Source organism: Lentibacter algarum, assembly GCF_018860975.1.
Classification (GTDB): Bacteria; Pseudomonadota; Alphaproteobacteria; order Rhodobacterales; family Rhodobacteraceae; genus Lentibacter; species Lentibacter algarum_A.
The window spans coordinates 284,234-296,553 of sequence record NZ_JAHKQI010000005.1; the positions used below are offsets into that span (position 1 = coordinate 284,234).

Annotated in this window: 12 protein-coding genes; 6 read left to right on the forward strand and 6 right to left on the reverse strand. The window is 57.4% G+C overall.

Annotated features, from left to right (window positions below):
- Positions 1–18: 18 nt before the first annotated feature.
- From KO498_RS05765 to paaG, 4 genes are read right to left on the reverse strand one after another with little or no spacing between them, the layout of a single operon-like run.
- Positions 19–615, reverse strand: a complete 597-nt coding sequence (locus KO498_RS05765) for a TetR/AcrR family transcriptional regulator (protein WP_215958928.1) — start codon at positions 613–615, stop codon at positions 19–21.
- A gap of 3 nt (positions 616–618) precedes the next feature.
- Positions 619–1,926 carry a phenylacetate--CoA ligase PaaK gene (gene paaK, locus KO498_RS05770; RefSeq protein WP_215958929.1) on the reverse strand — a complete coding sequence of 436 codons (1,308 nt, stop codon included), beginning with the start codon at positions 1,924–1,926 and terminating at the stop codon, positions 619–621.
- Entirely contained in the window at positions 1,923–2,348 is a 426-nt protein-coding gene (gene paaI / locus KO498_RS05775) for a hydroxyphenylacetyl-CoA thioesterase PaaI (protein WP_215958930.1), read from the reverse strand. The genes paaK and paaI overlap by 4 nt, the downstream gene beginning before the upstream one ends.
- A complete protein-coding gene (gene paaG / locus KO498_RS05780) occupies positions 2,345–3,118 on the reverse strand; it encodes a 2-(1,2-epoxy-1,2-dihydrophenyl)acetyl-CoA isomerase PaaG (RefSeq protein ID WP_215958931.1) in 774 nt (257 codons plus the stop codon). Before paaG ends, paaI begins: the two co-directional genes overlap by 4 nt.
- Positions 3,119–3,214: 96 nt before the next feature.
- On the opposite strand from paaG, the gene paaZ reads away from it, so the two are divergent.
- The 5 genes from paaZ to aqpZ all read left to right on the forward strand — a co-directional run bounded on the left by paaZ (position 3,215) and on the right by aqpZ (position 9,350).
- On the forward strand, positions 3,215–5,257 hold the full coding sequence (gene paaZ, locus KO498_RS05785) for a phenylacetic acid degradation bifunctional protein PaaZ (protein WP_215958932.1): 2,043 nt from the start codon (positions 3,215–3,217) through the stop codon (positions 5,255–5,257).
- Between the two features lie 120 nt (positions 5,258–5,377).
- A complete protein-coding gene (locus KO498_RS05790; protein ID WP_215958933.1) occupies positions 5,378–6,427 on the forward strand; it encodes a TRAP transporter substrate-binding protein in 1,050 nt (349 codons plus the stop codon).
- 68 nt (positions 6,428–6,495) lie between these two features.
- Positions 6,496–7,080 carry a TRAP transporter small permease gene (locus KO498_RS05795; RefSeq protein WP_215958934.1) on the forward strand — a complete coding sequence of 195 codons (585 nt, stop codon included), beginning with the start codon at positions 6,496–6,498 and terminating at the stop codon, positions 7,078–7,080.
- Positions 7,077–8,573: a TRAP transporter large permease gene (locus KO498_RS05800; RefSeq protein ID WP_215958935.1), complete on the forward strand. Its 1,497-nt coding sequence runs from the start codon at positions 7,077–7,079 to the stop codon at positions 8,571–8,573. The genes KO498_RS05795 and KO498_RS05800 overlap by 4 nt, the downstream gene beginning before the upstream one ends.
- Positions 8,574–8,666: 93 nt before the next feature.
- On the forward strand, positions 8,667–9,350 hold the full coding sequence (aqpZ, locus tag KO498_RS05805; RefSeq protein WP_215958936.1) for an aquaporin Z: 684 nt from the start codon (positions 8,667–8,669) through the stop codon (positions 9,348–9,350).
- A 57-nt stretch (positions 9,351–9,407) separates the two neighbouring features.
- Here the strand turns inward: aqpZ and KO498_RS05810 are convergent, their stop codons facing one another.
- Entirely contained in the window at positions 9,408–10,058 is a 651-nt protein-coding gene (locus KO498_RS05810; RefSeq protein WP_215958937.1) for a peroxiredoxin, read from the reverse strand.
- Between the two features lie 142 nt (positions 10,059–10,200).
- Here KO498_RS05810 and KO498_RS05815 point away from each other — a divergent pair, with 142 nt between their 5' ends.
- A complete protein-coding gene (locus tag KO498_RS05815; protein WP_215958938.1) occupies positions 10,201–11,646 on the forward strand; it encodes an aldehyde dehydrogenase family protein in 1,446 nt (481 codons plus the stop codon).
- 22 nt (positions 11,647–11,668) lie between these two features.
- On the opposite strand, the gene KO498_RS05820 is transcribed toward KO498_RS05815, so the two are convergent.
- Positions 11,669–12,316: an RluA family pseudouridine synthase gene (locus KO498_RS05820; RefSeq protein ID WP_215958939.1), complete on the reverse strand. Its 648-nt coding sequence runs from the start codon at positions 12,314–12,316 to the stop codon at positions 11,669–11,671.
- Between the last annotated feature and the right edge of the window lie 4 nt (positions 12,317–12,320).

Sequence of the window (12,320 nt, forward strand, 5' to 3'; positions counted from 1 at the left end):
GCCTTTTGCGTTGAAGGCTTACAAGTTGCCCACCCCACCAATCACCATATCGCTGATCAGGTCAGCATACTCGCGGCGCTGGGCTTCATCTGCCGCGCTGCTCCACTTGTAGTGCCAGTTCAGCATCCCGAAGATCGACATCGTCAGCGCCCAGAGTTTGGCGCGGTCGTTGCCGACATCAGCAGGGCAGATCGCCGCAAGCCTGTTGCGGCCGGCGGCAGTGACTTCCTTTTGGTAGCCGTGCAGTACGGCTTGTTTGTCGTCCGGCAGCGCCTGCATGGCGCTCAGCATTACATCATGTTCGGCATCGGCGCCTTGATAGGTTAGCAGCACTTCGGTGATGATCTCGCGGAGTTGTTCGCGCGGGTCGTCGCTCACAAACTGCAAGCCAACAATGCGGTCGCGCAACTCGCGCAGGTGGCTCTCCAGGATATCAAACAGCAGCGCGTCTTTGCTCGGGTAGTAGTGGTAGATATTGGCCTTCGATATCCCGCAGCTCTGAGCCACAAGTGACATCGACGCGCGGCCATAGCCTTCATCGGCAAACAGCCGTGCCGCGGTGCGCAAGATAGCTTGGCGTTTGTCGCCATAGTCATGTGCAATGCTGCGGGCCACGGCTTAGTTCCCGCGCTTGTCAACGACGCGCACAGCCTTGCCTTGCGAGCGTGCAACAGAGCCGGGATCACCGACGACAACCTCTGTCGAAACCCCGACCATATCTTTGATGTGTTTGGTCAGCATCCGTGCGGCGGCGGTTTTTGACAACTCGTCAGCGGTTCGTGCATCAGCCTCAACCAACACCCGCATCGCATCCATCCGGCCTGATTTATAAAGCTCGATCTGGAAGTAGGGCGCGAGGCCACCTGTCGCCATAACCTGCTCTTCGATCTGGGTCGGAAACACGTTCACACCGCGCAGGATGATCATGTCATCAGAGCGGCCGGTGATCTTCTCCATCCGCCGCATGCTGCGCGCGGTGCCAGGCAACAAGCGCGTCAGATCGCGGGTGCGATAGCGGATCATCGGCATGCCTTCCTTGGTCAGTGTGGTGAACACCAGCTCGCCTTCCTCGCCGTCTTCAACAACTTCACCTGTCGCGGGGTTGATGATCTCGGGGTAGTAGTGATCCTCCCAAACATGCAGTCCGTCTTTGGTCTCGACGCACTCGTTGGCAACACCCGGCCCCATGATCTCGCTTAGCCCGTAGATGTCGACAGCGTGCATATCAAAGGCCTCTTCGACTTCAAGGCGCATGGCGTTGGTCCAAGGCTCGGCGCCAAAGATGCCGACTTGCAGTGAGGAACTTCGCGGATCTATCCCCGCTTTGTGAAAGCCTTCGAGGATGTTGAGCATGTAGGATGGCGTCACCATGATGCCTTTTGGCTCGAAATCGGTGATCAGACCAACTTGTTTTTCGGTCTGCCCGCCGCCCATCGGCACCACAGTCGCGCCGAGTTTTTCGATGCCGTAATGCGCGCCGAGACCACCTGTGAACAGCCCGTAACCGTATGCGTTGTGCACCGTGTCGCCGGCCTTAAGCCCCGAAGCCCGCAGGCTGCGCGCCAAAGTGTCGGCCCAAACGTCGATGTCGTTTTTGGTGTAAACAACGACAGTCGGCTTGCCTGTGGTGCCTGACGAGGCATGAATGCGCGCTAGCTTTTCACGCGGCACAGCGCTCAGGCCAAAGGGGTAGTTGTCGCGCAGGTCGTTCTTGTAGGTGAACGGGAACTTCGCGAGGTCTTTGAGGTCTTTGAGATCATCAGGGTGCACCCCCGCCTCATCAAAGCGCTTTTTGTACATCGGCACGTTGTCGTAGGCATGCTTGAGCGACCACTTCATGCGCTCAAGTTGCAGCGCCTGTATCTCGTCTCGGCTGGCGATCTCGATTGGGTCAAGGCTGTCGCGGCTTGGTGTTAGGTCTTTCATGTCTTGTCCTCAAATAGCTGGCCTTTGATCGCGCGCGAATGGCCGCGAAACTCGGCGATAACTGTTCCGGCTCCGGTGCTGACGGTGACGTCATAGATGCCTGAGCGTCCTGTTAGGCTCACCTCGCGTGCCGTGGCTGTGAGCCTGTCACCGAGCGCGCCGGGGGCGAGGTAGGTGATGGCATTTTGCTGCGCAACAGTGGCTTGGTTACGCGAGTTGCACGCAAAGGCAAAGGCGCTGTCGGCAAGGGCAAAAGTGATGCCGCCGTGGCACATTCCGTGGCCGTTGCAGTGGTGTTTCTCGACCGTCATCTCAAGCGTCGCTGCGCCTTCGCTAACGGAGGCTATTTCAAAACCGAGCCACTTTGAGGCTTCGTCGCCTTCCCACATGGCTTCGGCTGATCGTTCTGCGATGCTCTTCATTTGCCCTGATACTCCGGTGCTCTTTTGCCGAGGAAAGCAGCAACACCTTCGGCATAGTCCGCGCTCTCGCCACAGGCTTTCATCAGGTCGGCCTCAAGCTCCAACTGTTCGTCCAAAGTGTTGGTCGCGGCGGCGTCGATGGCGCGTTTGGTGCTGGCCAGGCCAAAGGTCGGCCCATCGGCGAGCTTCGCTGTCGTGGCACGGGCTTCGTTCATCAGCTCATCGTCTGGCACAGCCTTCCAGATCAGACCCCAATCTGCCGCTTGTGTGGCGCTCAAGGGGTCGGCTGTCATGGCCAACCCGCGCGCACGGGCGGGGCCGAGCAGGCGTGTGAGCTGCCAGCTGCCGCCGGTGTCAGGGATCAAGCCGACCTTAGCGAAAGACTGGATGAAGCGCGCTGATTCAGCGGCGAACACCATGTCACAGTTGAGCGCTAGTGAAGATCCGGCCCCCGCCGCAACGCCGTTCACCGCGCAAACCACAGGCATCTCCAAGGTTCGGATCTGGCGCACAAGCGGCGCCCAAAAGTCGCGCACAGTTTTGCCGAGGTCGGGTGGGCCGTCCATCTTTGAAGGGTCACGATCACCCAAATCCTGCCCCGCGCAAAAACCACGACCAGCGCCAGTGATGAGCACCGCGCGCCTGGCTTTGGCTGCGCTCAAAGCGGCACGCATCTCTCCGTGCATAACCTCGTTAAAGCTGTTCATGCGGTCTGGACGGTTGAGCGTAATTTCAACCCAGTTGCCGTGGTCCTCCACCAAGACTGTCATCAAAACGCCCCTCCCAAGACATTGGTTGTTTCCGAGAAGGCTTGCATAAACCAACCGGTCGGTCAATATTAAATGGCGAATCGGGGGGAGACCGAAATGAGCCAGCAAGACATTCAGAGCTTTGTGCATGGAGAGTGGGTTAGCCCAGGCACCGGGGCACGCAACATCGCCAATGCAGTAACGGGTGAGGTGTTTGCGCGGGCTGGTAATGACGGGCTTGATTATGCCGCGATGCTTGAGTTTGGCCGCTCCAAAGGCGGGCCGGCACTACGGGCGATGACCTTTCATGATCGCGCTCGCATGCTCAAGGCTCTGGCCGCTTACCTGAGCACCCGCAAGCAAGAGCTTTATGACATTTCCTTCGCCACGGGTGCTACGCAAAAAGACCACCTTGTTGATATCGACGGCGGCATCGGCACGATGTTTGTCTACGCCTCAAAGGGCCGTCGCGAGATGCCGGATGATCACGTCTATGTTGACGGCGACATCGAGCACCTCAGCCGCAACGGCACCTTCCTTGGCCAGCATATCTACACCCCGCTGCAAGGCGTCGCGGTGCATATCAACGCCTTCAACTTCCCCGTTTGGGGGATGCTTGAAAAAGTCGCGCCGAGCTTGCTTGCTGGTGTGCCGTCGGTGGTTAAACCCGCGACTGTCAGTTGTTATGTCACCGAGCTCTGTGTGCGGATGATGCTAGAGAGCGGCCTCTTGCCGGAGGGTGCTTTGCAGCTCGTCACAGGCGGAATCGGCAACACGCTCGATATGCTCAATTGCCAAGACGCGGTGACCTTCACCGGCTCTGCCGACACCGCGATGAAGCTGCGCGGCAACGCCAACCTGATGCAAAACGGCGTGCGTTTTACCGCCGAGCAAGACAGTCTCAATGCGTCGATCCTTGGCCCCGACGCCACGCCCGACACCCCGGAGTTTGCGCTGTTCATCAAGGAAGCGACGCGTGAAATGACAACCAAGGCGGGCCAGAAATGCACCGCCATTCGCCGCATCATCGCCCCTGACGGGTTGGTGCAGCCAGTGATTGAGGCTTTGTCAGAGCAGCTTGCCAAAGTCACGGTCGGTGATCCGCAAGCCGAGGGTGTGCGCATGGGCGCGCTTGTCTCGACAAGCCAGAAAGCTGATGTGCTTGAAAAGGCTTCACTTATTGGAAGTGAAGCCGAACGGGTGTTTGGCAGTGATACGGTTGATACCATCGGCAACGGCTGTGAAAACGGCGCCTTCGTCTCACCGATGTTGTTTCACTGCGCAAACCCGGACGCTGCGCAAAACATCCACAACACCGAGGCATTCGGCCCTGTTTCCACGATCATGGGCTATCGCGATGTGGCGCATGCTGTGCAGCTTGCAAACAAAGGGCAGGGCAGCCTTGTCGCGTCGCTGATCACCCATGACAACAACGTCGCCCGTGAAGTTGCGCTCGGTTCTGGTGCTTTCCACGGTAGGCTTTACATCAACAACCGTGACAGCATGAACGAAAGCACAGGCCACGGCGCGCCTATGCCGCATATGGTGCATGGTGGCCCGGGGCGTGCTGGCGGTGGTGAGGAACTCGGCGGCATTCGCGGTGTGAAGCACTTTATGCAGCGCACGGCTATTCAGGGTAGCCCTGATATCCTCACAAGCGTCACGGGCCGCTGGGTGCCAAACGCGGCACAGCCGAGCAAGCCACAGCACCCGTTTACGCAGCACTTTGGCGAGCTTTCGCTTGGTCAAACCCTGCACACTGAACCGCGCCTCATAAGCATGGAAGACATCGAGCATTTCGCCGAGTTCACGGGCGACAATTTCTATGCTCACATGGATCAGGCAGCGGCAGAGCGAAACCCGTTCTTCCCCGGACGCGTTGCGCACGGTTATCTCTTACTTTCCTTCGCAGCCGGTATGTTTGTTGAGCCAAACGAGGGGCCGGTTCTGGCGAACACGGGGCTTGATAACCTACGCTTTATGAAGCCGGTTGAGGCGGGCGATAGCATCAAAGTTGCACTTACTGTCAAGCATAAGACCCCGCGCAATGATGACTATGGCGAGGTGCGTTGGCATGTGCGTCTAACCAACCAAGAAAATGAGCCGGTTGCCGAATATGAACTGCTAACAATGGTCGCCTACAAGGCGGAAAAAAGTTAACAAAACACTAGATGGTTACGAAATTTGCAGAAAAAGTGGGTGACCATGCTCGCCCGATCTGCTTTTGTCGGGCGATCACATTACAAGATCGTCCATAACGGATGTCTAAGGGAGGAAACCATGACAACACGTAGAACAGTAATGACTGCGCTGACAGGTGCGCTGACGGGGGCTGCATTTGCGGCTATGACTGCCACAGGCGCATTTGCGCAAGAAGTAACGCTTAAAATGCACCAGTTCTTGCCAGCGCAAGCCAACGTGCCAAAGCACGTCCTGGATGTCTGGGCGGCTAACGTCGAAAAGGACTCAGGCGGTCGCATCAAGATTGATCATTTCCCAAGCATGCAACTTGGTGGCAAGCCGCCTGAACTTCTTGACCAAGCGGTTGACGGGATTGCTGACATCGTCTGGACAGTGGTTGGCTACACGCCGGGCCGCTTCCCGCATACAGAAGTGTTCGAGCTTCCGTTCATGATGACCGACGCAGGTGACGCCTCATACGCTTACTGGAAGATGTATGACAAACACATGCGCGACAGCTTCAAGGATGTGCACATCCTTGGCACATGGGTTCACGGCCCCGGGGTTATCCACTCAAGCGAGCCTGTGAAAACACCAGCAGACATGAGCGGCCTCAAAGTGCGCGGCCCGTCACGGCAGGTTAACGCGTTGCTGACATCTGTTGGCGCCGAGCCAGTGGGCATGCCGGTTCCGGCGATCCCGGAAGCGCTCTCAAAAGGTGTGATCGACGCGACGGTTATCCCTTGGGAAGTGACCGGTTCGTTGAAAGTGCCTGAACTGGTAGACTACCACACCGAGTTCACCGGCCCCGCGCTTTACACCGTGACTTTTGTCTTGGCGATGAACAACGACGCCTACAATGGCCTGTCAGATGATCTGAAAGCGGTTATCGACAAAAACTCGGGCCTTGAGTTCTCTGTGTTTGCGGGCACGAAGATGCAAGCGTTTGACACGCCTTCACGCGAAGCAGCTGTCGACAACGGCAATGAGATCACAACTTTGACTGCAGAAGAGTCTGCCGTTTGGGCCGAGACAGCAAAGCCGGTTGTTGAGGCTTGGTTGGCCGATATGGAGAGCAAAGGTATCGACGGGCAAGCGCTCATCGACGAAGCTAAAGCGCTTATGGCCGAACACGCCGCAAGCAAGTAAACTCCACAGATCAGGGCCACTGCACATGTAGCGGTGGCCCTTTTTGCCCCATGCCGCCGGAGAGCACTATGTACCGAATGATGATGATCCTGTCGCGGGCAATGGCCTATTTGGGCGGCGTGATGCTGACAGCTCTCATATTGCTCACCTGCCTTTCCGTCGTCGGGCGCAACCTTAACAGTTTTTTGCACGACGACTGGATGCAAAGCATCGCGCCCGGGTTTTCTAACTGGCTGCTTGATGTTGGTATCGGTGCAATCAACGGCGACTTCGAGCTTATCGAAGCCGGCATAGCTTTTGCAATTTTTGCTTTCCTGCCGCTCTGTCATCTTACCGGCGGCCACGCCACGGTTGATATTTTCACTTCAAGAATGTCGGCGCGAAGCAACCGAGTTCTCGCAGCAATCACTGGCGTCGTTTTTGCCGCAATCATGGTGCTGATCGCAGTGCAGCTTTATGCGGGCACACTCAGCAAGTTTAACACCGGACAAACAACGCTACTGCTAGAGTTCCCGATCTGGCGCGCCTATGCGCTTAGTCTTGTGGGTGCGATTATCGCGGCCGTGGTCGCGGTCTATGTTGGCCTCATGCGGGTCGGCGAACTGGCGCAAGGGCAGGCAATTTTACCGACAGAAGCAGGAGCAGACCATTGAGCGATATTGCAATCGGAGCCCTGTCGTTTCCGGCTCTCCTTGGCCTGATCTTCCTGCGTGTGCCTATCGGGCTGGCGATGTTTCTTGCTGGCCTTGTCGGGCTTGTGCTTGTCACGGGTGATACGAACATTCCCTTCGCGCGGCTCAAATCCGAGACATTCGGAACCTTCTCAAGCTACTCGCTGAGCATTATTCCAATGTTTCTTCTGATGGGGCATTTCGCGACACTAGGCGGCATGTCACAAGCGCTGTTCAAAGCAGCTGAAAGCTGGCTTGGACACCGCAAAGGCGGTGTGGCTATGGCGGCTGTTGGGGCCTGTGCCGGCTTCGGCGCAATCTGCGGCAGTTCACTGGCGACTGCGGCAACCATGAGCCGCGTTGCTTTGCCTGAGTTGCGTCGCTACGGCTATTCCGGCGGCTTTTCAACTGCGACACTGGCGGCAGGCGGCACGCTTGGCATTCTCATTCCGCCCTCCGTCGTGCTTGTGATCTACGCGATCCTCACCGAGCAAAACATCGCCAAGCTGTTTCTGGCGGCTTTCATCCCTGGCATCCTCGCAGCCCTCGGCTATATCGTCGCGATCTCGATATATGTGCGCATCAATCCGAATTCAGCAGGCACTCGTGAACGCATGCCCTACATTGAGCGTTTCCGCGCATTGCTTGATGTTTGGCCTGTTCTGCTGGTCTTCGCGCTCGTCGTCGGCGGTATCTACCGCGGTGTATTCACACCGACTGAAGGCGCGGCTGTGGGCGCGTTTGGCACTGGCCTTATTGCGTGGCTCGGTGGTGGGCTGACGCTTGCCACATTGTCCGAGAGCTTTATCGTTACAGCGCGCTCAACAGCGATGATCTTTTTCATCATCCTTGGCGCGGCGTTCTACAACGGCTTTCTTGCTCTCACCCAAGTGCCGCAAGAGATCGCTTCCTTTGTGGTCGAGCAAGGCTTCAGCCCATGGCTGGTGCTGGTTCTGATCCTTGTGTTCTACCTGTTGCTCGGCTGTCTGATGGACAGCCTGTCAATGATCCTGCTGACAATCCCGATCTTCTGGCCGGTTATGCAGGGACTTGAGTTCGACTTTGTCAGCATGGCCGACTTGCAAGGCGCGCGACTGGCAGAGTTGGTCAAATCCGGTGCTGACCTTGCCCCTGACATACTGCAAAATGCGCAGGAAACCCTCGCGCAGGGAGTGGAGCTAACCCGCGAACAGACCCGCGAGCTTGGCCTGAGGGGTGTTTCCAAAGGCGCGTTGGCACGGGTCAACACCGAACAAGTGGCAATCTGGTTTGGCATTCTGGTGCTGATCGTCGTCGAAGTCGGGCTGATCACCCCACCAGTCGGGATGAACCTGTTTGTTATCAACGCGATGGACCGTAAAACACCGATGGTCGAAACCTATAAGGCGGTGACCTATTTTGTCGCTTCCGATCTCGTTCGCGTGGCAATTCTGGTTGCCTTCCCGATCATCACTTTGGCACTGATCCCCTGGTGACAGCGCCAATGGGCTAAAACTCTTTGTTTCTTCCCCGTTACGGACAATACTGCCTATGCGATGACAGGACATCGTTAAAAAGGGACAGTAACAATGAAAAAAATGACAGCAGAATTCATCGGCACGTTTACACTCGTGCTGCTTGGCTGTGGCGCAGCCGTAATCGCAGGCGCTGACGGCACAACCGGCATCGGCCTTGCGGGGATCTCCTTCGCCTTCGGTCTCGCACTTATTGGCATGGCCTATGGCATCGGGCCAGTTTCCGGTTGCCACATCAACCCGGCGGTTTCGCTGGGCGCCGTCGCCTCGGGCCGTATGCAAATGGGTGAAGCCATTCAATACATCATCGCGCAGGTTGCTGGTGCGATCGTCGCCGCACTGGTGCTCAAAATCATCGCTTCGGGCTCTGCTGGCTACACAGGCGGACTTGGCCAAAACGGCTGGGGCGCGGGCTACCTTGGTGAATACAACATGGCCTCGGCATTTGTGTTTGAAGTTGTGGCAACGTTCCTCTTTATGGTCGTTATCCTTGGCTCAACCGGTGAAAAAGCACCCGCCGCTATCGCCGGTCTGGCGATTGGCCTGACACTGGTGGTTATTCACCTCGTCGGCATCAAGATCACTGGTGTCTCGGTTAACCCTGCGCGTTCGATCGGGCCAGCCTTGTTTGAAGGCGGCACAGCAATAGCTCAGCTTTGGTTGTTCATTGTTGCTCCGATCATTGGCGCAGTCGCAGCAGGCGTCTTGTTCCGTTCAGGTATGCTTGACGCTGACTAAAACAAAAGGCCGCGCATGAGTGGCGCGGCCTTTCCAGAACGAAATGAAAGCGCTCTCTTAGGAGGGCGCTTTTGTTTTGCGCAAGTAGGGGAAGACAGTTTCAAACTCGCCAAACTTCGCTTTTGCGTCGTCGTTGGAAACTGTCGGCGGGATGATCACGTCTTCACCCGGCACCCAGTTTGCTGGTGTCGCAACACCTTTGCCCGACATCTGCAACCCGTCGAGGGCGCGCAGAACTTCGGCGAAGTTGCGGCCAACTGTCATCGGGTAGGTCATCGACAGCTTCAGCTGCTTGTCTGGCCCGATAATGAAAACCGAGCGCACAGAGGCGCTGTCGGCAGCGGTGCGACCGTCGGGCAAGTAGGCCTCGGCTGGTAGCATGTCAAACGCCTTGGAAACCGCGAGGTCTTGGTCGGCGATGATCGGGAAACCGGCCTTGGCACCGGCATAGCTTTCGATGTCTTTCTTCCATCCGTGGTGCTCTTCAACGCTGTCCACAGACAGGCCGATCACCTTCGTACCGCGTTTTTCCCACTCGTCGGCAAGCTGCGCTACAGCGCCGAACTCGGTTGTGCAAACTGGGGTAAAGTCCTTCGGATGCGAGAACAGAACAGCCCAGCTGTCGCCGATCCAGTCGTGAAACTTGATGCTGCCTTGGTCGGTTTCAGCGGTGAAATTCGGAACAGTGTCATTGATGCGCAGGCCCATAGTTGGCTCCTCTTTTAGGGTTCGAGTTGCGAAAATTCTAATTCACACCCTACATGTATTCATGCGCAAGCCTAACTAAAAGGGTGACTTGCGGCATTCTGCGAGGGGTGACAAAGTGCCCCAAATCTTTGGGAGAAATAAGATGATCGAGAACCGCCAGTTTTACATCAACGGAGCATGGGTCGACGCAGCTGAAGGCCGTGACTACCAAGTGATTGATCCGACAACAGAAGAGCCTTTTGCGGTTATCGCGCTTGGTGGGCAAGCCGACACCGACGCCGCAGTTGCCGCCGCAAAAGCCGCGCTGCCAGCGTGGATGGCAACGCCGGTTGAAGAGCGCATTGCCAAGGTCGAAAAATTGCTTGAAGTCTATCAAGCCCGTGCTTCCGAAATGGGTGCTACGATCTCGCAGGAAATGGGCGCACCGATTGACATGGCCTCGTCGTCACAAGTTGGTGCTGGCAGTTGGCATTTGAGCGGTTTTATCAATGCCGCGAAGAACTTTGAGTTCGAGCACGCGCTTAACGCCGATGCCCCCAACGACCGTATCATTCACGAGGCCGTTGGCGTTGCTGCGCTGATCACGCCTTGGAACTGGCCGATGAACCAAGTCACGCTCAAGGTTGGCGCCGCGGCAATTGCGGGTTGCACCATGGTTCTCAAGCCCTCGGAAGAGACACCGCTCGACGCGATGCTCTTTGCCGAGATGATGGACGAAGCCGGCTTTCCCAAAGGTGTGTTCAACCTTGTAAACGGCGACGGTGTTGGCGTGGGCAGCCAGCTTACTTCGCATAAAGATGTCGACATGGTCAGCTTTACCGGCTCGTCTCGCGCTGGCACGCTGATCTCCAAATCAGCCGCCGACACCCTCAAGCGCGTCAGCCTCGAGCTGGGCGGTAAGGGTGCCAACGTGATCTTCGCCGACGCCGACGAAAAGGCCGTTAAGCGCGGTGTATTGCACATGATGAACAACACCGGCCAAAGCTGTAACGCCCCGAGCCGTATGTTTGTGCAGCGTGAAGTCTATGACCAAGCGGTTGAAGACGCCGCGGCTGTTGCCAAGGCTGTAACAGTTGGCCCTGCAAGCGAAAGCGGGCGTCACATTGGCCCCGTGGTGAACGAAGTGCAGTGGGGCAAAATCCAAGACCTCATTCAAAAAGGTATCGACGAAGGCGCGCGCCTTGTTGCGGGTGGTGTTGGCCGGCCTGAAGGCCTCAACAAAGGCTTCTACGTGCGCCCTACGGTCTTTGCCGATGTCACGCCTGACATGACAATCTCGCGCGAAGAGATTTTTGGCCCCGTGCTGGCGATGACGCCGTTTGACACCGAGGAAGAAGCCGTAGAGTTGGCCAATGACACGGTCTATGGCCTGACCAACTATGTGCAAACCCAAGACGGTGCACGCCTCAACCGCATGGCGCGCAGCTTGCGTTCTGGCATGGTCGAGATGAACGGCAAGGGCCGCGCGGCAGGCTCGCCCTTTGGCGGCATGAAGCAGTCAGGCAATGGCCGTGAAGGCGGCAAGTATGGCTTGGAAGATTTCCTTGAAGTCAAAGCTGTCTCCGGTTGGTCAACCGACGCAAACTAAGATCTGAGTGAGGGCGTCCTTACTAAAAGGGCGCCTTCACATAAAACCGCAGGCCTTTGCCGCCATCGGGGTGGCGAAGGCGCAGCTCTTCAGCGTGGAGCATCAAGCGCTCATGCGCGAGCGCAGCCCCCGTGGCGTAAAACGGATCACCCAGTATCGGATGCCCCAAGGCGAGCATATGCACGCGCAGTTGGTGGCTTCTGCCGGTCTTTGGGAACAGCTTCACGCGGCTCTCGATGTCACTGGACTTGAGCACTTTCCAGTCGGTCACAGCCTGTTTGCCTGTCTCGTGACAGACCATCTGCCGAGGCCGGTTTTCCCAGTCAACGATCAGCGGTAAGTCAACTGTGCCGTCTTTTGGCTCCAGCCGTCCTGACACCCGCGCGACATATGTTTTCTTCACCTGCCGTTTTTCAAACTGCAGGCCCAAGTGCCGCTGCGCATGTCGGCTCGCCGCAAAAACCATCACACCTGATGTGTCGCGGTCTAAGCGATGCACCAAGAGCGCACCCGGAAACGCCGCCTGCACCCGCGCGATCAGGCAATCGGCCAGATGCTCTCCCCTGCCGGGCACTGACAGCAGCCCCGAAGGCTTGTTCACAAGGATCAACTCATGGTCTTCATGCAGCACATCAAGCGGCGTGTCGGGCGGGTTGTAGGCGTCTGTCACAGGG